Annotated in this window: 24 protein-coding genes; 19 read left to right on the forward strand and 5 right to left on the reverse strand. The window is 40.3% G+C overall.

Annotation, left to right across the window (positions count from 1 at the left end):
• Positions 1-15 precede the first annotated feature (15 nt).
• The gene (locus tag AOC07_RS01570; protein WP_215357881.1) at positions 16-324 is read left to right on the forward strand and encodes a high-potential iron-sulfur protein; all 309 of its coding nucleotides are present in this window, start codon (positions 16-18) and stop codon (positions 322-324) included.
• A gap of 83 nt (positions 325-407) precedes the next feature.
• Here the strand turns inward: AOC07_RS01570 and AOC07_RS01575 are convergent, their stop codons facing one another.
• Positions 408-548: a hypothetical protein gene (locus tag AOC07_RS01575; RefSeq protein WP_215293652.1), complete on the reverse strand. Its 141-nt coding sequence runs from the start codon at positions 546-548 to the stop codon at positions 408-410.
• 175 nt (positions 549-723) lie between these two features.
• Here AOC07_RS01575 and AOC07_RS01580 point away from each other — a divergent pair, with 175 nt between their 5' ends.
• From AOC07_RS01580 to AOC07_RS01620, 9 genes are all read left to right on the forward strand, one after another.
• A complete protein-coding gene (locus tag AOC07_RS01580; protein WP_215357882.1) occupies positions 724-2,202 on the forward strand; it encodes a mannose-1-phosphate guanylyltransferase/mannose-6-phosphate isomerase in 1,479 nt (492 codons plus the stop codon).
• A gap of 15 nt (positions 2,203-2,217) precedes the next feature.
• Positions 2,218-3,360, forward strand: coding sequence for a GDP-mannose 4,6-dehydratase (gene gmd / locus AOC07_RS01585; RefSeq protein WP_215357883.1), 1,143 nt, complete (start codon positions 2,218-2,220; stop codon positions 3,358-3,360).
• Positions 3,361-3,389: 29 nt separating this feature from the next.
• On the forward strand, positions 3,390-4,403 hold the full coding sequence (locus AOC07_RS01590; protein ID WP_215357884.1) for a GDP-L-fucose synthase: 1,014 nt from the start codon (positions 3,390-3,392) through the stop codon (positions 4,401-4,403).
• Positions 4,400-5,458, forward strand: a complete 1,059-nt coding sequence (locus AOC07_RS01595) for a hypothetical protein (protein WP_215357885.1) — start codon at positions 4,400-4,402, stop codon at positions 5,456-5,458. The genes AOC07_RS01590 and AOC07_RS01595 overlap by 4 nt, the downstream gene beginning before the upstream one ends.
• A 246-nt stretch (positions 5,459-5,704) precedes the next feature.
• A complete protein-coding gene (locus tag AOC07_RS01600; protein WP_215357886.1) occupies positions 5,705-6,898 on the forward strand; it encodes an O-antigen ligase family protein in 1,194 nt (397 codons plus the stop codon).
• Positions 6,899-6,905: 7 nt separating this feature from the next.
• Complete coding sequence (locus AOC07_RS01605) at positions 6,906-7,538, forward strand: hypothetical protein (protein ID WP_215357888.1); 633 nt, start codon at positions 6,906-6,908, stop codon at positions 7,536-7,538.
• A complete protein-coding gene (locus AOC07_RS01610) occupies positions 7,531-8,586 on the forward strand; it encodes a hypothetical protein (protein ID WP_215357890.1) in 1,056 nt (351 codons plus the stop codon). Before AOC07_RS01605 ends, AOC07_RS01610 begins: the two co-directional genes overlap by 8 nt.
• Positions 8,587-8,665: 79 nt before the next feature.
• Positions 8,666-9,688: a glycosyltransferase family 9 protein gene (locus tag AOC07_RS01615; RefSeq protein ID WP_215357891.1), complete on the forward strand. Its 1,023-nt coding sequence runs from the start codon at positions 8,666-8,668 to the stop codon at positions 9,686-9,688.
• Entirely contained in the window at positions 9,679-11,331 is a 1,653-nt protein-coding gene (locus AOC07_RS01620) for a hypothetical protein (RefSeq protein WP_215357892.1), read from the forward strand. Before AOC07_RS01615 ends, AOC07_RS01620 begins: the two co-directional genes overlap by 10 nt.
• 14 nt (positions 11,332-11,345) lie before the next feature.
• Here AOC07_RS01620 and AOC07_RS01625 read toward each other — a convergent pair whose 3' ends face one another.
• The 4 genes from AOC07_RS01625 to AOC07_RS01640 are packed head-to-tail and all read right to left on the reverse strand — an operon-like array spanning position 11,346 to position 15,910.
• Positions 11,346-12,449, reverse strand: coding sequence for a glycosyltransferase (locus AOC07_RS01625; RefSeq protein ID WP_215357893.1), 1,104 nt, complete (start codon positions 12,447-12,449; stop codon positions 11,346-11,348).
• 23 nt (positions 12,450-12,472) lie between these two features.
• Positions 12,473-13,441: a glycosyltransferase gene (locus tag AOC07_RS01630; protein ID WP_215357894.1), complete on the reverse strand. Its 969-nt coding sequence runs from the start codon at positions 13,439-13,441 to the stop codon at positions 12,473-12,475.
• The gene (locus AOC07_RS01635; protein ID WP_215357896.1) at positions 13,438-14,925 is read right to left on the reverse strand and encodes a flippase; all 1,488 of its coding nucleotides are present in this window, start codon (positions 14,923-14,925) and stop codon (positions 13,438-13,440) included. The genes AOC07_RS01630 and AOC07_RS01635 overlap by 4 nt, the downstream gene beginning before the upstream one ends.
• A 13-nt stretch (positions 14,926-14,938) precedes the next feature.
• Complete coding sequence (locus AOC07_RS01640) at positions 14,939-15,910, reverse strand: glycosyltransferase family 2 protein (protein WP_215357898.1); 972 nt, start codon at positions 15,908-15,910, stop codon at positions 14,939-14,941.
• 139 nt (positions 15,911-16,049) lie between these two features.
• Here AOC07_RS01640 and gmd (AOC07_RS01645) point away from each other — a divergent pair, with 139 nt between their 5' ends.
• From gmd (AOC07_RS01645) to neuC, 9 genes are all read left to right on the forward strand, one after another.
• Positions 16,050-17,180 (forward strand): GDP-mannose 4,6-dehydratase, encoded by a 1,131-nt coding sequence (gmd, locus tag AOC07_RS01645; RefSeq protein ID WP_215357899.1) that lies wholly within the window; start codon positions 16,050-16,052, stop codon positions 17,178-17,180.
• Between the two features lie 62 nt (positions 17,181-17,242).
• Positions 17,243-18,199: a GDP-mannose 4,6-dehydratase gene (locus AOC07_RS01650; protein WP_251371736.1), complete on the forward strand. Its 957-nt coding sequence runs from the start codon at positions 17,243-17,245 to the stop codon at positions 18,197-18,199.
• A gap of 99 nt (positions 18,200-18,298) precedes the next feature.
• On the forward strand, positions 18,299-19,108 hold the full coding sequence (locus AOC07_RS01655; protein ID WP_251371694.1) for an ABC transporter permease: 810 nt from the start codon (positions 18,299-18,301) through the stop codon (positions 19,106-19,108).
• Between the two features lie 15 nt (positions 19,109-19,123).
• The gene (locus tag AOC07_RS01660; RefSeq protein WP_215357901.1) at positions 19,124-19,864 is read left to right on the forward strand and encodes an ABC transporter ATP-binding protein; all 741 of its coding nucleotides are present in this window, start codon (positions 19,124-19,126) and stop codon (positions 19,862-19,864) included.
• A gap of 18 nt (positions 19,865-19,882) precedes the next feature.
• Positions 19,883-20,872: a class I SAM-dependent methyltransferase gene (locus AOC07_RS01665; RefSeq protein ID WP_215357902.1), complete on the forward strand. Its 990-nt coding sequence runs from the start codon at positions 19,883-19,885 to the stop codon at positions 20,870-20,872.
• A gap of 54 nt (positions 20,873-20,926) precedes the next feature.
• A complete protein-coding gene (locus tag AOC07_RS01670) occupies positions 20,927-22,207 on the forward strand; it encodes a hypothetical protein (RefSeq protein WP_215357903.1) in 1,281 nt (426 codons plus the stop codon).
• Positions 22,208-22,264: 57 nt separating this feature from the next.
• Positions 22,265-22,945 carry a TylF/MycF family methyltransferase gene (locus tag AOC07_RS01675; RefSeq protein WP_215357904.1) on the forward strand — a complete coding sequence of 227 codons (681 nt, stop codon included), beginning with the start codon at positions 22,265-22,267 and terminating at the stop codon, positions 22,943-22,945.
• A 76-nt stretch (positions 22,946-23,021) separates the two neighbouring features.
• Positions 23,022-24,083: an N-acetylneuraminate synthase family protein gene (locus AOC07_RS01680; protein WP_215357906.1), complete on the forward strand. Its 1,062-nt coding sequence runs from the start codon at positions 23,022-23,024 to the stop codon at positions 24,081-24,083.
• The gene (neuC, locus tag AOC07_RS01685; protein ID WP_215357908.1) at positions 24,067-25,200 is read left to right on the forward strand and encodes a UDP-N-acetylglucosamine 2-epimerase; all 1,134 of its coding nucleotides are present in this window, start codon (positions 24,067-24,069) and stop codon (positions 25,198-25,200) included. Before AOC07_RS01680 ends, neuC begins: the two co-directional genes overlap by 17 nt.
• The last annotated feature ends 52 nt before the right edge of the window (positions 25,201-25,252 follow it).

Genomic DNA, 25,252 nt, shown 5'->3' on the forward strand with positions numbered 1-25,252 from the left:
TTCTTTGGAGAATCCATGAAAAATAGTCGTCGCCAATTTATGATTTTGTCCGCTGCTGGTGCTTGCACCTTGGCATTGAACGGTAAAGTTCAAGCCCAAGCAATGGTTGCTGAAACAGACCCACAGGCTTCGGCATTGGGTTACAAAGCCGACGCTTCCAAGGTAGATAAAGCAAAGTACCCTAAATACGGGGCTGGTCAAGAATGCGATAACTGTGCTTTATACCAAGGCAAGGCAGGCTCTGCTGCCGGTGGTTGCGCTTTGTTTGCTGGCAAGCAAGTGGCTGCTAAAGGCTGGTGTTCTGCTTACGCTAAGAAGGCGTAATGAAGTAACTGATCTGAAATCAATAAAAAGCCACCTCAGGGTGGCTTTTTATTTGCCCTGCCATTTTGCTTATCAATCTAGGCTTATTTGATCTTGCTCGCTGCAATAGAAGCAATGCAGTCCTTAATGGTGTAGTTTTGGTACTTACCAGTATTTTCTTTGCGAATGGATTGACCGCATTCGGTTAATGAGTTGCGTAGCTTGATTAGGGGAATATTGCTCATTTAGAAGCTCCTTGAAAATCGTTTTAGTTTTTCGGTTTTAACCTAGCGCTATTGTGCGCTCTTAGTGCATCTGAGAGGATCTTAATAAATTCTGCAAGTTTTTTAAAGAGCGGTTAGAAAACCTATAAAATCAGGTTTTCTTACTAAAAAGCAGATTAATTGCTTTAAATCCTTTATGGCTTTAGTAATTCCAGTTATTCTCTGCGGCGGCTCGGGTACCAGGCTTTGGCCTTTGTCTCGTTCGGGCTTTCCAAAGCAATTTTTGGTGCTATCTGGCGATGGTTCATCGCAAAGTCTTTTTCAGCAAGCAGTTACTAGAATTAATTCAGTAGCAAATTCTACAATTACCTTAGGTAATACCTTAGTTGTCACCAATGAAGACCATCGCTTTTTAGTTCTAGATCAATTGCGTGAAATCAAATCGGTTCATGCCACTTTATTGCTTGAGCCTGCAGGTCGCAATACTGCCCCTGCGTTGAGTATGGCGGCATTTTGCGCACAGCAGTTGTCTGGCGATGACCAAGATCCAATCCTAGTGATTACTCCAGCAGATCAAACGATTCAAAATCAAGCAGCCTTTACCAAAGCATTGCAAGACTGTATTGCAACAGTTGAAGCGGGTGATCAAGCTATTTGTATTTTGGGGATCACGCCTAGAGCCCCGGAAACAGGCTACGGCTATATTGCGCGCTCGGGTAGGCAAGATCAAAACAATGCCTATATCGTCGATAGCTTTGTTGAAAAGCCAGATCTTAAAAAAGCCCAAGAGTATTTGGCAAGCGGAAGCTATCTCTGGAATAGTGGCATGTTTGTTTTAAGGGCAAGCACTTGGCTGAGTGCCCTCAAAGAATTTAGGGCTGATATTTTTGAGGCTTCTCAAAAAGCGTGGCTGATTAAATCTGAAGATAGTGCAGATGGCGTCAGTTTTGTACGTCCTGGCAAAGAAGAATTTAAATCCATTCCTAGCGAGTCGATTGACTATGCGGTGATTGAGAAGTGCCCTGGCTCTAAATTCCCCATCAAAATGGTGGAACTAGATGCCGGTTGGAATGACTTAGGTGCTTGGGATGCAGTATGGCAAGTTGGTAGACAGGATCAAGATGGCAACGTCATTAGTGGCGATGCGCTGCTCACCAATTCTAAGAATTCCTTGGTGCATGCAAGCAGTCGCTTAGTCAGCGCAGTTGGTGTTGAGAATTTGGTCATCATAGAAACCGCTGATGCAGTCCTTGTAGCAGATCGCTCCAATAGCCAAGATGTTAAGAATATTGTCACGCAGTTAGAAGCGCAAGGGCGTGAAGAAAAGAACCTGCATCGCAAAGTTGCAAGGCCATGGGGCTGGTACGACAGTGTGGATGAAGGCGAGCGCTTTAAAGTGAAGCGCATTCAAGTGAAGCCTGGCGCAAGCCTGTCATTGCAAATGCATCATCATCGTGCAGAGCATTGGATTGTGGTCAAAGGCGTTGCAGAAATTACCAATGGCGATCAAGTGATTACCCTAAAAGAAAATCAAAGTACTTATATTCCCCAAGGACAAACCCATCGCTTAGCTAATCGCGGTAGCGAACCATTAGAGATTATTGAAGTGCAGTCAGGCAGTTATTTGGGCGAGGATGACATCGTGCGTTTTGAAGATACATACGGAAGAAATTAAAAGATAACTAACAATATGACGAATACAAAAACGAACACGCAAAAAGTAGCCCTCATTACCGGTATTACTGGCCAAGACGGCTCTTACTTGGCTGAATTTTTATTAGAAAAAGGCTATGTTGTGCACGGTATTAAGCGCCGCGCATCCTCTTTTAATACTGATCGTATTGATCATATTTATCAAGATCCGCACATCGATCATCAAGATCTGATTTTGCATTATGGCGACTTAACGGATACGAGTAATTTGGTACGGATTATTCAAGAATGTCAGCCAGATGAGATTTATAACTTGGGCGCACAGTCCCATGTGGCCGTATCTTTTGAATCTCCTGAATACACAGCAGATGTCGATGCCATGGGCCCACTACGCATGTTAGAGGCCATCCGTATTTTGGGTTTGGAGAAGAAAACCCGTTTCTATCAGGCCTCTACCTCTGAACTCTATGGCTTAGTGCAAGAAATCCCTCAAAAAGAGACGACGCCGTTTTATCCAAGAAGCCCATATGCAGTAGCCAAGATGTATGCCTACTGGATTACTGTGAACTACCGTGAGGCTTATGGTATTTATGCTTGTAACGGCATTCTCTTTAATCATGAGTCCAAGCGCCGTGGCGAAACCTTTGTTACGCGCAAGGTAACCCGTGGTTTGGCAAATATTGCTCAAGGCTTAGAGAAGTGTTTATACATGGGTAATATTGATGCTCTGCGTGACTGGGGCCATGCCAAAGACTATGTGCGCATGCAATGGTTGATGTTGCAACAAGAAGTGCCGGATGATTTTGTGATTGCAACAGGCGTTCAGTTCACTGTCCGTGAATTTATTATCCGCAGCGCAAAACAGTTGGGCATTACTCTCAAATTTGAAGGTACCTCTGAAAATGAAAAAGCAATTGTTGCTGCAATTGAAGGTGATAAAGCTCCAGCCTTAAAAGTAGGTGATGTGATTGTGCAAATTGATCCACGCTACTACCGTCCTACTGAAGTAGAGACTCTCTTGGGTGATCCATCTAAAGCTAAAGCTAAATTAGGCTGGGTTCCAGAAATTACTCTGGATCAAATGATTGTAGAAATGGTGGCAAATGACTTGGATCAAGCTAAGCAGCATGCTTTATTGCTAAAGCATGGCCATAGCGTGTCGGTAGGTAAAGAGAATTAATCCCCAATTTTTAGAATAGAGCCAATAGAGTGTCGAATAATTTAAATCAAAAGATTTATGTTGCCGGTCACCGCGGCATGGTGGGCTCTGCCATCGTTAGAAATTTAGTGGCGCAGGGATACACCAATATTGTTACGAGAACTCATGCTGAGTTAGATTTATGTAATCAAGCAGCAGTGAAAGCATTCTTTGAGCAAGAAAAACCTGATCAGGTGTATTTAGCGGCAGCAAAGGTAGGCGGTATTCATGCAAACAATACATTTCCAGCAGAGTTTATTTATGAAAACCTGATGGTTCAAAATAATGTTATCCATCAGGCGTTCAAAAGTGGTGTAAAAAAACTATTGTTTCTTGGGTCAAGTTGTATTTACCCAAAATTAGCACCTCAGCCTATGAGTGAAGATGCCTTGCTTATGGGGAAGTTAGAGGCAACCAACGAGCCATATGCGATTGCGAAAATTGCTGGCATTAAGCTGTGTGAAAGTTATAACCGTCAGTACGGTCAGAGCCATGGAATTGACTACCGCTCTGTAATGCCTACTAATTTGTATGGTCCAGGTGATAACTATCATCCTGAGAATAGTCATGTGATTCCGGCGCTGATTAGAAGATTTCATGAGGCAAAAGTTGCTAATGCACCAGAAGTATTAATCTGGGGTACAGGCACTCCTAAGCGGGAGTTTCTGTATGTAGATGACATGGCAGCTGCATCGGTCTTTGTGATGGATTTGGCGAAAGAGATTTATGACCAACATACGTCACCAATGCAAAGCCATATTAATGTTGGATTCGGTAGTGATGTCACTATTGCAGAATTAGCAAAAGCAGTGGGTGCTGCAGTTGGCTATCAGGGGCGCATTGATTTTGATTCGACTAAGCCCGATGGCACCCCAAGAAAGTGGATGGATTCTTCGCGCTTAAACCGCCTAGGTTGGCAGGCGAAGGTGGATCTTAAGAATGGTCTTAAGCAGGCATACGACGATTTTTTAAAGACCGCAGCTAACGCAGTTAACTTAGCTAACAAAGCGGGATCTGCATCTTGAGAATTGGCTTTCATACCAATAATCTTTCCTTTCGGGGTGCTGAGATTGCGGTATTTGACTACGCCTTGCATAACCAATCGCTTTTGCAAAATGAATCCCTTATTTTTTATAAAAGTAAATTGCCGAGCGAGCCAACAGTCGTTAGCAAGTTTGAGAAACACTTCAAAATCTTTGCTTACCAAGATACCCAGCATCTAGCGCGCCTGGCCGAACAAGAAAAACTCGATTTGCTGTACTTCATTAAATCAGGCGAGCGTGATGGAGACCTCATTGCTAATGTGCCTTGCGCAGTCCATGCGGTATTTCCAACCAAGGTAGAGCAGTTTCATGGTGACAAACTCGCTTTTGTCTCTCAGTGGCTAGCTAAAGAGTATTCCAATGGAAAAATACCATTTGTGCCGCATATGATTGATTTGCCAATCGTTGAGGGAGATCTTAGGGTTGAACTAAGTATCCCTGCCAATGCGACAGTGTTGGCCAGTTATGGTGGTCAAGACAGTTTTAATCTGCCGTTTGTGCATGAAACGATTCTCAAAGTTTTGAATAAACGTAAAGACCTATATTTTATCTTTATGAACTTTCTCCCTTTTGCTCAGCATGAGCGCCTGATTTTCTTACCTGGTAATTCTGATATCAACTACAAGATGCAATTTATCAATACTGCCGATGGCATGATTCATGCGCGGGGTATTGGTGAAAGCTTTGGCTTGGCTTGCGGCGAGTTTTCGATTAAGAATAAGCCGGTCATGACTTATGCGATGTCTCCACAGAGAAGTCATATTGAAATACTGGGAGATAAGGCCTTGCTCTATAGGGGAGGAGCCGATCTAGAAGCGCTCATACTGGAATTTGATCGCAAACTCCAGTATGAGAAAGATTGGGATGCTTATAGTAAAGACTTTTCTCCCCAGGTTGTCATGCCAAAATTTAAAGAAATTTTTATTGAAGGGGCAAATTTTGACCCCAAAAGCATTGGTGCAATAGATAAGCTGGCGATTGAGGGCTATCGGTTCTCTCGTAAGCTCCGCAATCTGTCAAAAAAATACTATCTCTAAATATCGTTGGATCTTTAATTGAAACCCAATATATTATCTTTTCGAATGATATTTTCTAATAATCAAACCAAGAGTCTATTGGTTCTATTTCAGGTCGTTCTCTTTAGTGTTCTTTTTGCAATATGGATTTTGCCCAATACGATTTTGATAAGAAATCTATGCCTTAGCTTGGGGGCTTGTATTGGAGTTTATGAAATTTATATTTATCGATCCCAAATTCAGCTTTCACGCTCGATATCCCTTTTATTGCTTGGCGGCTTATTTTTATGGATTATTTTTCATCTATTGTTTCTAAGTAACAATTACATTATTCAGCAAGAAGAGTTTTTTAGTGTTTGGAAACGCAGTTTTTTGGCAGCCCTTTTTGGCATAGGTTTTGGGTTGGGATTAATCAATCTATCCACCAAATCACGGCATTATGCATGGATAATTTTTTACTTGGGGCTCATGGCGCCCACTATTATTTATTTAGTAAAGTTTGCTTTGCTCATTTATGGACGCAAGACAGGAACTGAGGTTTCTGAGTATTGGCGTATTTATGCGGTGGGATCTCCAACCCCATTTTATGTTGCAAAAACGGCCTATATGGGTTTTTGTGCGCCTGTAGTAGCGATTGCCTTGGGACAGTTATATCGACAATTGCAAACCGGGCGCTGGTTGAATTTAGCTAATTTGGTGTATTTGGCCACGATCCCAGCCATCTTATTTGTTTTCTACGTAGAGAATGTTAAAAATGGCATTCTTTATTCCCTAATTTTTATTTTGCTCTTTGTAATTTTAGTTGCCCTAAAAAGTTTTAAAGTGGCTCCGCTGAAAAATTGCATATTAATTTTATTGCTAGCAACGATTGCTAGTGCATTTGTATTTAAAAACATTCAAGAAAATCCTTCTTGGAAAACACTCTTTGCTGATGCAAGAATTGCAGTACAAACTGAACGCTATCCTAATTGGCAGTGCGGACCCCGTTTGGGATATCCCAACAACGATTTGGGAAAAGTCGTTTCTGCCACAAATTATGAGCGTATCGCTTGGGCTCTTAACGCAGCTAAATTAGTAGCGCAATACCCGCTAGGATACGGATTGGTTGAAAGATCTTTCCGACAAAGGGGTAATGTGCTCTGGCCTGGATCATGTCTAAGCCAGAGTCATAGCGGTTGGTTAGATCTTGCGCTGGGCATTGGTCTTCCTGGCATGTTGTTGTTAGCCGGTACATTTATATTTAGCTTAAGGACTCTGATCTCAATAAAAGTGAGTGAGCTTAGCGGTATCGCAGTGTGGATTAGCATGTCTATTTGCTCTTTAATTGGTTTTTTACTTATTTGGTGTACCACTGAAATTAGCCAAAAAGTCTTTTTAGAGGAGTTGATTTTCTTCATCGGTTTCGCAATAGGTCTAGGGTTTCTGGCGACCTCCATCAGAAAACCAGTACATAGTAACTAGTAACGCTATGAATTTACTTGCTATTGGTAACTCTCCGAAATTGATTCAGTTTGTTCAATCTATCTTTCCTGTTGAGCGTACTCAAATCATAGCTTGGCGCTCATTACCAATAGATTCTTGTCAAACAAAGGCTGTACATGAAGTTCGCTGGGACATCATATTAATCGCAGGCTACGATTATGCGAGCGCTGGCTATCGATATGAGCAATATCTTGCTAAAAATGTGGATCGAGTAATGGACATTGTTCAATCAAGCATTTCTCAAGATTCAAGGGTAATTTACATTAATACACTGAGCCCTAAAAAGCAGGCTACTTATTCAAGGTATCTCTATGCCAAGATGCTGCTTGGACTAAAGCTAGTTACAACTTTTCCTAATGTAGATTTATTAGAGTTTCCAACGATAGAAGATTGTGATTCTGGGCAGCCTTCGATTTCAGGCGGCATGTTGTCAGTATTAGCTTTTAGAGTGCTACGGTTTTTTGGTTTTTTATCAACAGTAATGATTAATAATAGTCAGTCTGAGAATAGATCGCTGTTTGATGCTCTGAAGCGGCAACCATCTTTACCTAGCCCACGTTTTTTAGAAATCCCAAGGTCATTAATGATAGATAGATTATTGAGGTTAATCATTGGCTAAAAATATTATTGTCGGGACTGGATTTTCTGGTATGCTCGCCCATCTGATTTTAGGTGACGGCGCAACTGTATTTGGAGCTACGAATACTATAGAGATTCAGGGCGCTCACCGACAATTCTTGCTTAACAAGCTGCTTGGCGCTAAAGCAAATTCATCAACTGTGTTAAAAAACCATCTGCAGAAAATGCAGCTACATGATCGTTTGATTGCTGGTGGTAATGGTAGCATTTGGGGGGGGTTTGTGAATGCCTCCGCGATTTCAGATACTGCGCGTGCACTGCTCAAAAGTGCTGGAATATATTTAATTCCTCTTCGATATCATCAAACTGGTTCTATTGATTCAAAGACTCAGATTTACCAACTTCAGCTTCCGCTGGGTAGGGTCTTGAATCCCGCCGATCTTATTACCCAGATACAAGAAGCCTATTTACAAACAATTCAAGTTTTGCCGGATGGGCAAGTGTTGCTGCAATGGAGAGGCTTAAAATCTCCTCATATTCAAGAGCAAGCTTGCGAGTCTTTGGTCTTGGCTGTCGGAGTTGTTCAGCTAATTGATTTGCTATATCGATCTGGCTATTTGAGTAACGGTGACGCTCTAGAATTGAGCGAGTATCGATATCAGTTAAGGCCCACTTTTAAGGGTGCGAAGATGCAGGAAAATGCTATTGTCATCAGAGTTAATATATTACGTGGACTCTTACATTTTTTCGGAATTCAGCATTATCCAAATTTTTTTTCCTGGTGTGATCGATTGATACCATTTGCCCTTGATCAAATTTTTTGGAATGAAAAGGTGAGTCGCTCTTTCTTCGTCGATGAAGGAGCCTTGAGTACTTCAGTTGGCAAACAGGATGTTATTTCTCAATTTGGTGATTCAGTACACTATTGTAATCTCAGAATCAATGGACTTGATGCTAATCAATTTCTAAAAAATATCTCCCCTAGTATCATTGGCCTAGGCATGGCTTTTGTAGACCAAAAGACCCCTGGACCCATTTCTAATGATATTTTGTCAGATGCTTTGAAAAAGATCGCAAATGAGGAATAACACCTTAGTCATCATAGATTGGATTGCTGGGCTAATAATTTCCCCGTTAATTCTTTTGGTAAAACTGCTTAAATATTGCATGCCTAGATTCAATGAGTCAGCAAGGCAGGGGCGCCTCATTATTAAGTTTTTGGGTGCCGGTAATTATGTCGCAATGGCTGATGTGATCGATGCCAACACGGCACTCATTTCTGTTTTAAGCAATAAAGTCACCATAGAGACATTTTTGCATCCAAAAAAGGTTTTTTATATCGATGACTCTAATCTAGTTGCCTTGGCATTCACTTCTTTTCGTGCACTCCTTTTTACCTTGAAGGGCGGCTATCACGAGGCAATCAATTTAGAAACAGAATCAAACTTTTCAAAATTATTAGTCTGTATTGCAAGGTCTGATCTTACGCTCGGCATTACTAATATCAACAAGTCTTTTCTTGATCAAATTACTTATGATCGTTATTTGGTAAATCCAGTAATGGTCAGTAAGCCCGATTCGATCAAGCTCTTAAGCAATTTTCAACTAATGTCAAATCCCCACATATTAGGGGTGATACAATCCAGTCAGAAACTCTTTTTAGACAGCGTCAGATTTCCCAATGGGATATCCACGATCTTATTGGCACCTAGCGGTAGCGATACCAATACCTTAAGAAGACTTAATGCATCAGTGTGGGAAAAGATTGTAGAGCGTATTTTAAGTAACTTTCCCAATGCTTCCATTCAACTGATCTTCCCGAATGATTGTGACTGGCAATATCGTGAACTTACATCGCTCCTCAGGGGTTGTAAGTCTATAACAGTTCAAATTGGTAATTATTCAGAGTATCTAGAGCAAGTTAAAAATACTGATTTAGTGGTGTGTATTGATTCGCAAACCTTGCATATTGCAACTCAGTTTAATATCCCAGTCATCGCTTTCTTTGGCCCTAGCTCTCCCTATGGCGTAAATTACGATAAGAATATCTATCCGATCAGTCAGGCCCCTATGTGCTCACCATGCGTGCATAAATACTTTACAACCCCATGCAGTGATCGCGCCTTTTGCATGGATTTTGAGGATAGTGAGATAGATATCTTTGATCGATTGAGGACGCTGTGCGCTTAGCAAAAATAAAGCCATTACCTAAATGGCTGGTATTCATGAGTCTACTATTAGTAGCTTATGCTTTGCTTGAGCCGCCCTTTGAAGGGTTTGACGAAAATGCCCATTATTCTCGGATATTGGATGCCACTCAAGATATGTCAAGTCAATTTCGCGGACATGCTTTAATGCGAGAGGATGTATTAAATTATCCTGGCCCACAGGCATATGGTTCTGGCGAACCTCCTTTTAGTAATAGCAATACCTATGATCGATTCTATTTGCAACCTCTGGAAGCTTTAAGTGCTATTAAGCAATACCCAGTTAGATCTTCGGCTCAGCCAACGGTAAAACCAAAACTTAAGTCCGGTGATGCTGTAAATTCCAAGCTCAATTGGCAATACCAACATCCACCCTTGTATTACCTTATCGCTGGCGTAATAAATCAATTGCTACCGAGTGAGCGCATGGTGCTTAATGTAGTGGTACTTCGACTATTTTCGGTAAGTCTAGTTTGCTTAGGCCTTTTGATAACCTTTAAGGGCATGTTAGCTTTTGGTAAAAAGTCTTTTATTAATGCAGAAAACTTGCCAGTAGTTTTTGGTATTTTTGCTCTGTGCTTTCCCATGTTCTATTTTGAATTTGCTCGCATAGGTAATGATGCTTTGGCCTTTCTTTTTTTAAGCTTTGTCTTTTATTATTCAGCGAAAGCTTATCAAGCTACGGCCCCCCAAAAACCTTTACAAGCCATGATGTTCTTTTTAGCGTTAGCACTGTTGACTAAAGCTATCGTATTGCCTTTAATACCGGTCTTCGCATTTTATGTAGGATATTGTTTATGGGCTAGTAGATCTAATGATATTGGGAAAGCGTGTCCAGCGATCATGTGGTCTCGAGGAGATGATCTAGTTGTCAAAAAATGGGTAAAAGACTTTTTTCAAAGTTTTTTACTACCAATTAGTTTGGGGTTGACATGGTATGTTTTTGTCTACATCTATTTTGGAGATCTAGGAATTGGATCTGAGGTGCAGGATTTAACTCATTCTGAAGGTTTAGTTCAAGGCCTGTCGCAAAACTTTAATATTTTAAAACTATTGCGTGGTCTATTGGTTCCTCTAGCCACCTTCATCTATGCAGGTTCTTGGTCTCTTGTTAGAGCCCCAGACGTCCTATATTTCTTGTTAGCTACTATCTATATCTATATAGGAGGGATGTATGTAAGGGTAGTCATTCTGGCGCAGCATAAATCTTCGAAGTTGATGCCTCTCGCTTTATTCTTTTTTTTGTATCTGGGTTTGGCCTTACATGTCATCATTAGTATGGCGCTCTCGGGTTTAGGTACTAGTGGCGGTTGGTATTTCTATGTTTTAAGCCCTTGGCTGCTTTTAGCTATCAGCCTATCTGTCGATGTGATGCAAAGATTTACCCTACAAATTATCCGAAGTATTGGGTTGGTAATCACCATGGGGACATTTGTTACTAATACTTTAATCTATAGCGGTTTTATCATCAAATCAGAGAATAAGGGCATGCAGTGGTTTGGATTGATAAATGTAGATTTTATTGAGGATGCCATCTCGCGATTGAATTGGGTATCTTACCCTGTGTCCGCACTATGGTTCTTAGGAGCATTGATGCTTATCTTAATTTGGCCTGCTAAAAAGTAGTAGGGCTGATTTTTTTACTTGAGCCAGCGTGGCGTTTGGAATTTAACGATTGATCGATAGATCCATACGTAGGTAATGCAAAACAATAAAGCAAAGCTTTGCAAAACAATTGTCTGCTGCCAAAAAAGTACTGATGGCAAAACAGCAAAACTCGATAGCACCCAAAGGTAAGGGGATGTTTTAGCGTTAGCATTTTCGCTAACAACACTTTGAGTATTTGACTCAGCCTCCGCATTTCTCGCTAGCGCCCAGCGCATGATTCTTCTGTAGATCAAGGTATGAAAATGGGCGCCATCAGGCATTCCAGGATTTTTACCTTGATGCACTTTTCTACGCCAGATTGAGAATAGTGTTTCAAAGATGGGGTATGCATTTACTAATAAGGCAAACCATGGGGATACTTGTTCATTGCGCGAAACAATCAATATCGAAAGTACGCCAATCCAAAACCCAATGAGGTAGGCGCCACCATCCCCAAGGAAGATGAGGCCTCTTGGATAGTTCCAAACAAAGAAGCCACCAATGGCACCAACCATCATGAGGGCCGCAATTAATATCGCAATATCTCCAACCCTAAAGGCAACCGATGCAATGGCCAATAAGGTAATGATGCCAACCATGCTGGCTAGGCCATTAAAACCATCAATGATGTTGTAGGCATTAGACAGTCCAGCAATGGCTATGCAGGTAAATAGAATAGAAATCACGGGGATGGCAAGCAGTGCATCAACACCCCATAAAGAGATATGGGAGATCCAGGCATTTAAAAAGTAGCCTACTAGGCCGCCTGAAATTGTAGTGCCAATTAATCTGGTAAGTACTCCAATGCGCTTACTTAAATCCTCAGCAAAACCGATTAAAAAGGCGAAGCTGCCACAGGCAGTAATGGACATTAATAAGAATCCACTTTCAACATCTTGAATGTACCGTACGAAACTGGCCGCCCATAGTGCTAGATAGATACTCAGCCCACCAATACGGGGTACGCTAGACAGGTGAAATTTTTGTGGACCCGAAAGATCGATATCCCCAGTGATATGTTGATGAACGCTTTGATAGCGAATAATGAACAGCGAAGTGATGAGAGAGCACAAAAATGCGCTAATTAAGGCGTACATAACAATATTTTATTCTAGGCAGATCAACTTTTAAGCACTTTATTGTCTTTCTTTTGGGGTGGGACTAAAGCAAGGCTAATGCAGGCCATTAAAAAGAGAAATTTATCTTTTAGCCTTCTGCGACATTGCCAGAAATGGCTTGTTAGAGAGAGGTAGCCGAGGCGATTACCTTTGGACCAGCTTGACACAAATGGACTAGTTCCTAAGCCAACAGCATTTGCAATAAGAAGAGATTGATTTAGCCCCCAACCATTTAAGACTTTTTTGGCTCGCACCAGAAATGCAGATAAGCCTACGTTTGCGCCCACCTGGTTATTTGCATGCTGGCGATATAACAAGCTCGAGTAAGGGTCAATAAACCAGCGATAGCCATTAGCTCGAGCATAAGCATAAATCAGCCAATCATGAAGGCTGATGCGGTTAACAGCATCCCAATTAGTAGCGATAAATTTTTGCAACTCAATCGCAAATTTTTTCGTAAGCACATATGTGCAGCCAGGGCCCGCCGCTTCGAACAAAAAGTCCCACTTAACTTGCTTCTGCGCTTTATTAATTAAAAGATTTTTTCCGTTTGGCCAAAGCGCAGTGATATTGCTTGAATATCCTTCAGCGTGATTGGCTTTTAAAGCTGCGACGGCATTAGTAACTTTATTGAGGCTCCAAATATCATCTTGGTCGGATAGCGCGACAAAATCATATTGAGCTAAATCGATTGACTTGAGTAGGCGAAAGAAATTCGCTCCCGCGCCACCAAAATACTCGCCATGAGGTAGTGCCTGAATGCGTTTATCGTCAGATGACATCCTATCTACCAAGGCCTCAGTACCATCACTTGATTTATCTACGCTTATATACAGGGTTATATCAATATCTTGCTGAAGTAGAATGCTATCGATCTGCTCTTTGAGCCAGAGCGAACCATTAAATGCGGCTAGTAAAACGGCAACAGAAGGGTTGGCAATCGCCTTTAAGGGAGGGGGTGGCATTTTCATGTGTGCTTCCTTATTTGGGATTGCATCGCATGCTTAATTTTATCTAATAGGCCACTTGACCGAAGTTCTCTGTGTAGCACCCATGAGTAAGCTAATAAGATAAGAATAACCTCAATAATACGTATCGTGAGCGATGCATCAAAAATTGAAGGTAGCAGAAAACATACTGCAATCATTAAGGTCCATAAAGTGGGACGTAAGGTACGCAGACTTGCTGGATTAATTTTCTTCGAAAAGATCAGCAGTCCCACAAGATCAATTGTGACCCGAAGGCACCAAGCAAATGCAGCTCCCGCAATACCAAAAAAATACAGACTGATATATAGAAATGCCAGGTATGGCAAAACTTCCGCTAAATGTAGCTTAGCAGTCCAGTCTGAGCGTCCCGCACCTTGGACCTTTGCAAAAATAATTTGGGCAGTACTGTTAATTAAAACGCCAATTGTTAGCCATGAAACTACCAGTCTAGCTTGCAGTGCAAATTCAGGGTTCAGCCAAATGCTAAGCCATTCTTTGGAAAAGAAGACAGCTAATACTGATATTGGAAACAGCAAAAGTAAGGTATATGAAAAGCCTTGTTTTAGTAAGTGGGCTGAATGAACGGGATCCTTTTGCCACTGCTTAGAAAAAATAGGAAAGAGCACCCCTGAAAATGCAGCCGGAATCACTAAAAGCTTGGTAATCACTTCATAGGGGGCAACATAGTAACTAGTGGCTGCGACACCCAATAGGCCGGCTACTACAAAGCGATCCATGTAGACCATGAGTGGACTGATGATGTTGCTAATTGTCATCCAGCTGCCAAAATGAAGCATTGGTTTTAATTGCCCTAGATTGAATAGGCTAGTTTTTGCAGACAAAATTTTGGAATGATGCACTGCATAGAGATGTAGCGCCCACACAAAGGCCCGGGTCGCGATGAGTGAAATCACAGCATTGGTTAGCGTGGGGGATAAAAGGCCTGCTAGATAAGGCGCTAAAAATGAGCCAATACCCAATATTGTTCTAATGATGCTAGCTGATTTAAACAGGTGAAGCGCTTCTAGAACTGCACGTAATGCGGCGGTATGTACAACTAAAGGTATGGAAAGAGAAAGCAGGGCAAAAGCTTGCAAACTATCATCTTGTAGTGATTCGGGAATTTTTAAGAAGGTATGAATGATACTGGGGGAGCATAGCCATAGCGCTAAACCCCCAACAATCCCCAATAACCACATGGAGATAAAGCCCGTCCGAATGAGTTGAGCGATGTCAGAATTAGATTTGTCTTTGGCAATGTAGTTAGATACTTGCTGTGTCAGTGCCCGTGACAGCCCTAGATCAAAAAGACTAAAGTAGCCAATGAGGGCCCAGACTAAAGTCAAAATACCAAACTGCTCTAGGCCATAGGCCGCAATAATTTTGGGGAATAAAATTAGACCAACAAGCAGTGGAAGAATGTTGGAGGATAGACTCCAGACAATATTCTTTTTGACTGAGCTCATCTAATTCTCTTCTTTAGGTAGGGTCTAAAGAAGTTTTTGGGATGGGGGTGCAAAGACCCGTTTCTAAATTGACTTCACCATCTATACTAGCAAAGCCATGTTTCAGACCGAGCGACATACACTTGATTCTCAAGGCACGCTCTTTTGTAAAAAGAATGAAATAAGTTGCAAATGGAATTAAACGAAATGCTACAAAACACTTCCATAGGAACGGTATTTTGACGTCACGTAGCATCAGAACGGTATTGCGATACATATAGTAATCACGTAATGGTGAATGATGAGCTACAGATCTAAGATAGAACAGCCATACACGTTTTACTTTATCTCCTAGAGAGTGCTCCATGCTAGCTGAGTGAGCCCCAATGAGGGTATAGCCTTGATTTCTAGCTCTTAAGCACCATTCGGTATCAACGTGATCGATGAAGTAGTTACTGCGCATTCCGCCAACTTTGAGTAATTTAGGAATTGAAATAAGTGTTCCTGAACTAATTAGAAAAGCTGCCTGGACAATGCTTAGCGGATTGACTTCTTTGTCTGGCTTGTAGCGATGAGGCAATCCAAATCTGCTGACAATGAAATAAGACCGCACATTTGTCCTGGGATCAACATAAGATGGTCCAGTGGCAATTATGTTTGAATTGCCCTCTTCCTGAAATACGGACAGGAGCTTTGGAACCATACCGTCTTCAGGGATGCTATCTTGATCCATGAGTAAAACATAATTTGCGCCACTCTCGATTGCTGCTTGCATACCAATATTTTGAGCGTAGGCAATCCCAAAGTTCTTTTCTAGGGTTAAGAGTTCAATTTGATTGGCATACTTGAACTCATTATTTAGATAATTTAGCTCAACGCTTGGTGAGTTATTCACAACGATTACTTTTCCAACTTGAGCAATCAGGTTATCTAAGAGTCGAGTTAAAGTTTTATGGGTTGGATAAAATGTAATTACAACCGCAGTCACTAAGTTTGAATTTGACATGGATTAAACGGTAGATTTATACATATTAAAAAGTAGAGATAACTATTAAGATATTGATTTTTTTAAGTGTAAAATGAAAGAACCTTTAAGATTTAAAAGTATTAACGAATGATATTCTTATATTTGAAAACTGTTAAAAATGAGTAAATCACAAAAAGTAGCCTTGATTACAGGTATAACCGGTCAAGATGGCTCCTATCTTGCTGAATTTTTGCTGGAAAAAGGCTACATAGTTCATGGAATCAGGCGAAGATCTTCTTTGTTTAATACTGAGCGTGTTGATCACTTATATCAAGACCAGCATCTTCATAATCGTAACTTTGTCTTGCATTATGGAGATTTAACAGATTCTAGTAATTTAACGCGAATAATCCAACAGACTCAACCGGATGAAATTTATAACCTAGGTGCCCAAAGTCATGTTGCAGTTTCATTTGAGGTCCCAGAATATACTGCTGATGTTGATGCGATCGGGCCGTTGCGTATTCTAGAGGCGATACGCATCCTGGGCTTAGAAAAAAAGACACGTTTTTACCAGGCATCTACGTCTGAGTTGTACGGTCTAGTGCAAGAGATCCCGCAAAAAGAATCAACCCCTTTTTATCCGAGAAGTCCTTATGGGGTGGCTAAGTTGTATGCCTATTGGATCACCGTTAATTATCGTGAGGCCTATGGAATTTATGCATGTAATGGCATTCTTTTTAACCACGAGTCTGAGCGTCGAGGAGAGACTTTTGTAACTCGTAAAATCACGCGTGGTCTTGCTCATATTGCTATAGGTATTGATAATTGTCTTCACATGGGTAACTTAGATGCCCTAAGAGATTGGGGACATGCCAAGGATTATGTGCGTATGCAATGGATGATGCTTCAACAAGAGAAACCAGAGGATTTTGTTATAGCTACTGGTATTCAATACTCTGTGCGAGAATTTATTACTCGCAGTGCTAATCAATTAGGAATTGCTTTAAGTTTTGAAGGATCGGGCATTTCTGAGAAGGCTGTTGTGGCTGCGATATCTGGTGATAAAGCTCCTGCCGTGAACATTGGTGATGTTATTGTCAGGATTGACCCCAGGTACTACAGACCTGCTGAAGTCGAGACTTTATTGGGAGACCCAAGTAATGCCAAGAAAAAATTAGGTTGGGTCCCTGAAATCACTCTTGATCAAATGATCGAAGAAATGGTGGCTAATGACTTAGATGAGGCAAAGCAGTATGACTTACTCACTAGGCATGGCCATGCAGTTCAAAAGGGCAAAGAGTCCTAGGTCACCCTATTCGCTAATGGTGAGATTGCTTTGAATTTCTTGATTCTTGAGCGCCTATGATGATGAAGCGAGCTTTAATCTGTGGGGTATCTGGCCAAGATGGTGCTTATTTGGCGCAGCTACTTCTCTCAAAAGGCTATCAAGTATTTGGAGGCTCTCGGGATCTAGTGAAAACTGATTTTAGAAACCTTGTCAAATTAAAAATTCTTGACAAGGTGATTCTATTGAAGATAGATCTTAGTGATCCAGCGAGCATTCATAATGCTTTTAGTTTGAGCTTGCCGGATGAGATTTATAACTTATCCGGCCAGAGTTCTGTAGGCCTATCTTTTGAAAAACCCGAGGAAACAAGACAAAGTATTGTGGACGCAACTTTTAATCTCTTGGAGGAGGTTAGAAATTATTACCCTGCTGCAAAGTTATTTTCTGCAGGCTCAGGCGAGTGTTTTGGCGAGACTGAAGGGGTGCCAGCCAATGAGCTTACGGCATTCAATCCTAAGAGTCCTTATGCAGAGTCAAAGGTGGCGGCATTTAATTTAGTAAAAAAATACCGAGATTCTTGCCAATTATTCGCATGCACCGGTATTTTATTTAACCACGAGTCACCTCTACGACCCAGTCGATTTGTTACGCAGAAAATCATTAGTACAGCCATTGATATCTCGGGTGGTTCTTCTAAAAAATTAAGCCTTGGTAATTTGGCTATCGAGCGAGACTGGGGTTGGTCCCCAGATTATGTTGAGGCGATGTGGCTGATGTTGCAAAACAAGGCCCCTCTTGATTTTGTAATTGCTACTGGAGTGGGGCACACTCTAGAAGAGTTTATTAACATAACCTTTTCACAGTTAGGTTTAGACTGGAAGGAGTATGTACTAATTGATAAGACACTTTTTAGGCCAAATGAGGGGATACAAATTTTGGCTAATCCCAGAAAAGCAGAGGAAATATTGGGGTGGAAGGCAAAAATAAATTTTCAGCAATTGATTAAATTACTGCTAACCGAAGCCAAAGGTATTTAAATAAAATATGCGGGTTAATATTTTTTAAAAATCACCAATAAGATATTTCAATTGCATTGGAATTGAAAATAATTTTATTAGATTATAGAAAAATTATAAATGAAAAAAAATAAATACATCAACCAACGAGCCCTCAAAGATATTATTGAGTCAAATAAATCTTATAAACTTTATATGATGTTAGGCTGGCAAGATATTCTTCAGCGCTATAGAAGATCTGTTTTAGGTCCATTATGGCTTACGCTGAGTATGGGTGTAATGATTGGAACCATGGGGTTAGTATTTGGTAATATTTTGAATGCCCCTATTTCTGAATATTTCCCATTTTTAGCTGTTGGTCTTATTCTTTGGACTTTTATATCTACCGTAATTTCCGAGGGATGTACCGTATTTATTTCTGCGGATAGTTTAATAAAGCAATTACCTTTACCAATTTTTATGCATGTATTAAGAATGATTTGGAGAAATATCGCTATATTTTTTCATAACATGATTATCTTTTTAGTTATTCTGATTTTTACTCCTAATATTTTTATAACAAAATCTACCTTTTTATTTTTTCCTGGGTTTATTATTCTCATCTTAAATCTATTATGGATTTCTTTGATATTAGGAATTTTATGTACAAGGTACAGAGATTTGCCGCAAATCATTAACAGCATTTTGCAAGTACTTTTTTATATTACACCAATAGTGTGGCTTCCAAATCTTATGAAGGGCAGGGCATCAGCTTATTTTTTGGACTTAAACCCCATGTTTCATTTAATGGATGTTGTGCGCTCTCCGCTTCTTGGGGGGGCATCTAGCTTAGTAAGCTGGCAAGTAGTAATCGCAATGGCGATAATTGGCTGGCTGCTTGCAATTTTGGTTTTTACGCGCTACCGAGCCCGTATTGCCTATTGGTTATAAATACAGGAGGCTTTGGTGGCCATTATCGCTTTAGATAAATTGAGTGTTGAGTTTCCCATATTTAGTGCAGGCAGCCGCTCGTTAAAAAATACATTAATGAAGGTTGCTACAGGTGGGCAGCTATCGTCAGATTCAAATGGTCGAACAATAGTGAGGTCGCTTAATAATTTAACCTTTAAATTAAGTGATGGAGATAGGGTTGGCCTTATTGGTCATAATGGTTCGGGTAAAAGTACGCTTCTTCGTGTGCTAAATGGTGTCTATGAGCCCACTAAAGGGAAATTAAGGGTTGATGGTTCTGTTGCCTCTTTGATTGATTTGTCTCTGGGGATTGATTCTGAAGCTACTGGAAGGCAAAACATATTTATTCGAGCGGCGTTATTAGGAATTGATAAATCAACTATTGCTAAAAAGTTGGAAGAAATAATAGATTTTTCTGAGCTTGGAGATTTCATCGATATGCCTGTAAGGACGTACTCCTCTGGCATGCATCTCAGACTCGCTTTTTCGGTGTCTACTATTGTCAGACCTCAAATTCTTCTTTTGGATGAGTGGCTATCAGTAGGCGATGAAAATTTTAGATTAAAAGCCGAGGTACGCATGAAGGAGATGGTTGAGTCAACTAATATCTTGGTTCTTGCTAGTCATTCAAAAGAGCTAATACTTGATGTTTGTAATAGAGTTATTTGGCTGGAGCATGGTGGGGTGAAGATGGATGGATCGCCTGAAGAAATTATTAGCGCTTACTTTAATTAGTTTGAATATTGGACCTATATGAATCAAGAACGTTTGCTAGATATTTCTGGATTTGTTGCTAAATCTCTTCAGCCCCCATTCGCATGGGCCGGCCATGTCCCCTATGCAGCATGGCTAATGCATTCCCTTGGCCCCCGGATTTTTGTTGAGCTTGGAACGCATACAGGCAACTCATATTTTGCATGCTGTCAATCCGTTGAGATTAATCATCTAAAGACAAAGTGTTATGCAGTAGATACGTGGGCAGGTGATGAGCATGCAGGGCAATATGCGGATGATGTTTTTATAGCTGTTAATCAACATAATCAAGAAAATTACAGTGGCTTTTCAAAATTACTAAGAATGCCTTTTGATGATGCAACTAGTCTTTTTGAAGAGCAATCAGTAGATCTTTTACATATTGATGGGCTTCATACCTATGAGGCTGTAAAGCACGATTTTGAAACGTGGCTGCCTAAGCTCGCTCCTGGTGCCGCCGTATTGTTTCACGACACTCAAGTTAAAGATCGTAATTTTGGGGTGTGGAAATTTTGGTCAGAATTGATTGAGCAATATTCAGACCATATGGAGTTTAGCCATTCCCATGGGTTGGGTGTACTGAGGATGCCTGGCAAGTACGAAGGCAATCTACTGGAAAATCCAATTCCTGAAAGTGATGTTAATAGGGCAGTGCTTAGCAGCTATTTTTCTGGGTTGGGCAATGTTTTAGTTGAGGCTCTAACCGCTAAACTGAATGAAAGAATTTCTGCTGATGAGGTAGTTCGTCAGAACCAAGAAATATCCTCTCTTCGTGAGCGAATATTTAATTACGAGGATAAGGTGGTCGGCCTTGAAGCTAAGTGCCATAACTTTTATCTTGAAAATTTAGACTTAACAACTAAGGTAAATACATTAAATTTGGACTTAACATCTAAGGCAAATACATTAAGTGATGTTTATAACTCTCTTTCATGGAGAATAACTAAACCGCTGAGATACATCAGAAGAGTTATTGGTGATAGAAATTAATACACGAAAAACTATAGTCCAGGATTTTGGAGTTTATAAAACTTATAAATTTTTATGAAATTGAATCATAGTCAAGGCCGAGATCACCATTATTCTAGCGAGGATCTCTTATTACTCGCGGAGGATAGGGTCCCAAACACGAATGAAATTTTTATTCCAAACTCTTGGTACGGATTTGCAAAAGCAATAAAAGATTATTCTAAATGGCCATTTCCATTGCCTTTTGTTGTTCCTCATGGTGTTGATTTAGGTACCAACAATGTTTGTGAGACTGAAATGGCGGCAGAATTACCTGCGGTATATTGCTATCAAAGTTTTAGAAGATCCGTTTTTGAGAGGCGCAATAAATTTTGGGTAATTAATGGGTGTTCACCTTGGCTTTATTTTATAAAAAACAAAAATATTGCAAATACTTGTAAAGCTGGAACAATTGTTTTCCCCCCTCACTCAACATCTGATATAGATTGCAAGTTTGAAAAAGAGCTAGAATTTATTGAAGCTTTAAAAAAGCTGCCTCCTGAGATGCATCCAATAAGTATATGTCTTTATTGGAAAGATATACAGCTTGGGAGACACCATATTTATATTAACAATGGCTTCCCTGTTTCTTCTGCTGGCCATATGAATGATGATAATTTCTCAGATCGACTATATAAAATTTTTAGTAAACACGAATACCTCTTCACCAGCATAATCGGTTCACATATCTTTTATGGCGCTACTGCCGGCCTTAAAGTTATTCTAGACGAAAGTCATCAGGTGCAATTTATTGCACCTCAAATGGTTCTTGATAAAGATCTTTGGTTTGCAGATAAGCCTATTGAAGATGAGGTATATAGAGTGTTTAATCGAAACCCCCCTTTTGACATTCAAAGAAAATATGCCTTTGAATTTTTGGGTGGTAAAAATATGCTATCCCCCTTCATTCTTTTTTGCCTTATCGGAGTTGTTTCGATGAGAAATCTATGGATTTTAAAGTTATTAATCCATAAAAAATTATTCCTTAATCAGGTTGAGCAATCTATAAAAGTATCTGATTTGAAAATTGAGGATTGGGGATCTAGATGTATAGAGGCGGGAAATGTTCCAAATATTCAGCCTAATGGTCATGGTGCATTTTGGGTGAGGTTCTCTGGCCCTCAAAAACCTATTGCTGCACATCTCTTTATGGGGGATATTAGGGCAGGTCGAACTGAAGTGCAGGGCGGATTCATATCGGCAACTTTTCCATCAGAAGTATTTTCTAATGCTGGTATTTATGAAATCTCATTGCGTAGTGGTAGCGGCACTTTAAGAAAAAAAATAGGCGACTTTAGTGTTTTGTACAGAAAATAAAGTTAAAAAATATGAATTTTTTTCATAAACAGTCTTTATATAATGGGAAATATAGAAGTGAATAATCCACACTTTAGTTTGCGGGGGCTTAGTCAAGCCGATATATGGAATTATGAAAATGCATTTTATTGGTTTAGGCATCCCACTCGAATGGCCAAGTTATTGGCGCATTTTGACTTATACAAAAGCATATTAAATATTCCTGGGGATGTCATCGAGCTTGGGGTTTTTAAGGCCACTTCATTAATTAGGTTCGCTACATTTCGAGCTTGTTTAGAGAGTGAATTTTCTCGAAAAATAACCGGGTTTGATACTTTTGGAGTTTTCCCCAGGGAGAACATTGGGCAGCAAGAGGATATTGATTTTATTGATGATTTTGAGGCTGAAGCGGGGGAGGGTCTTAGTCTAGAAGAAGTGAAAGAGATTTTTACAAAAAAGTCATTTCAAAATATTTTTCTTGAATCAGGGAATGTTTTTGAAACTCTGCCGGCATATTTAAAGCGGTTTCCTGCCACAAGAATAGCTATTCTTCATTTGGATATGGACGTTAAAGAGCCCACTTCCTTTGCATTGGATTTATTGTTTGATAGGGTGGTACCTGGCGGATTGATAGTGTTTGATGATTACAACACGGTAGCGGGTGAGACGGAAGCCGTAGATGAGTTTTTGGCTAGCAAAGGATTGCGGATAGAAAAGGTAGGCCTGAACTATATCCCAGCATTTGTACGTAAGTCTTAAATTTAATTGCAGATTAAGTTTAAAGTGCGTGGTTTCAAAAAAATTATTCCAACTGTTAAATTAGATAGAGATAAAAATGCCTAGCTTTAGGATTTGTGGAAGAGATATAGGGGATGAATTCCCCCCTGTTGTTATTGCTGAGATCGGTATTAATCATGGCGGCTCTATTGATGTTGCTATTGCCATGGCAGATTCAGCAATAAATGCAGGGGCAGAGATAATTAAGCATCAAACCCACATAGTTGAAGATGAAATGTCTGATGAGGCGCGTTCAGTAATTCCTGGAAATGCTGACGAATCAATTTACACAATTATGGAGCGTTGCGCCTTATCTGAAATAGACGAAAGATTGTTGATGCAGTACATTCAATCAAAGGGTGGAATATTTATTAGTACGCCCTTTTCAAGAGCTGCATTGGAGCGCTTAATTCAGTTTGATGTGCCGGCATACAAAATTGGATCGGGAGAGTGCAACAACTATCCGCTGATTAAGTTAGTGGCTCGAGCGAAAAAGCCTGTAATTTTGAGTACAGGAATGAACTCCATAGAAACTATTCGTCCTTCAGTAGATATTTTAAGAAAAGCAAAAATTCCATTTGCACTGCTTCATTGCACAAATGTATACCCAACCCCATTAAATCTTGTTCGCTTGGGAGCGATTAACAGTCTTAGAGATGCATTTCCCGATGCCGTTATTGGTTTATCTGATCATACCGTTACTAATCATGCATGTTTTGGCGCTGTAGCTTTGGGCGCCAGCATTCTTGAACGTCACTTTACTGATAACATGAAACGCATTGGCCCGGACATTGTCTGCTCAATGGATCCTTTAGCAACGAAGGAATTAATAGCGGGGGCAAAGAATATATATGAGGCACTTGGGGAAGGGAAGTTTCCCGTAGCCGAAGAGGCACCAACGATTGCCTTTGCTTTTGCATCTGTTGTTGTGACTTCCGATCTAAAAGTGGGCGATATTCTTTCGGAAGAAAACCTTTGGTTACGCCGACCTGGTGGCGGAGATTACGGCGCCACTGATTTTGACAATCTTCTTGGTAAGAAATTAATTAAAAAAATATCTAAGGGTGAGCGCCTGTCCCTGTCACATATTAATGAAGAAAAACATGACAAATCTTCGTAAGATATTATTCGTCACGGGTACTCGAGCAGACTTTGGTAAGTTAAAGCCATTGATGTTGAGGCTCTCCGAGGGTGGAAAGTTTGATACCCATATTTTTATAACAGGCATGCATATGCTTGCTAAATATGGATATACCTGTGAAGAGGTAGAGAGGAACGGCTTTAAAAAAATTTATAAATTTATAAATCAAAGCTCTACAGATCGTATGGATCAGGTGCTCTCGAAAACGATAGCGGGCCTATCAGACTATGTTCAGGAAATACAACCAGATCTTATTATTATTCATGGAGACCGTGTTGAAGCTCTTGCTGGTGCAACCGTTGGCTCTTTAAATAATATTCTCACTGGACACATAGAGGGTGGTGAGGTGTCTGGTACGGTTGATGAATTAATCAGGCATGCAGTCACTAAGTTATCTCATGTTCATTTTGTGGCAAATTCATCGGCCAGAACAAGATTGATGCAGTTGGGCGAGTCTAATAATTCCATTCATATGATTGGATCACCAGATATTGATGTTATGAATTCCGCTTCTTTACCATCAATTGATATGGTGCGTGAGCGATATCAAATTGCATATGAAAAATACTCGATTGCAATGTTTCATCCTGTAACTACAGAGATCAAGCTCTTAAAAAAACAGGTCAGTCTATTTGTAGATTGCTTAATTAATTCTGGAAAAAGTTATGTTGTTATTTATCCAAACAATGACACTGGATCGGAAATCATACTCAATGAGTACAGTAGGCTTGATGGGCTTAGTCAATTCAAGTTATTTCCATCAATGCGTTTTGAGTACTTTTTAGTTTTACTCAAAAATGCAGATTTTGTAATCGGAAATTCAAGCGCCGGAGTGCGCGAGGCGCCACATTATGGTGTTCCTGCCATAAATATAGGAACTAGACAACATAATCGAGTTAAAACCAACTTGGTTATAAATGCAGATTTTGATGAACGTGAAATGCTTGACTCCATTATGCGTATTGAGGCTATACCCAGGATTCCCGAATCTTTTTTTGGGGATGGAGACTCTGCATTAAGGTTTTATGAGATCGTATCTGGAGATGAGATTTGGTCGATGGCAAAACAAAAATATTTCGTAGATTTAGATTCTTGATGCCAGCAGACATATCAAGAAAATTAAGCAACTAAAAAAACAGATGACATGG

The organism is Polynucleobacter sp. UB-Raua-W9, from assembly GCF_018687435.1.
Classification (GTDB): domain Bacteria; phylum Pseudomonadota; class Gammaproteobacteria; order Burkholderiales; family Burkholderiaceae; genus Polynucleobacter.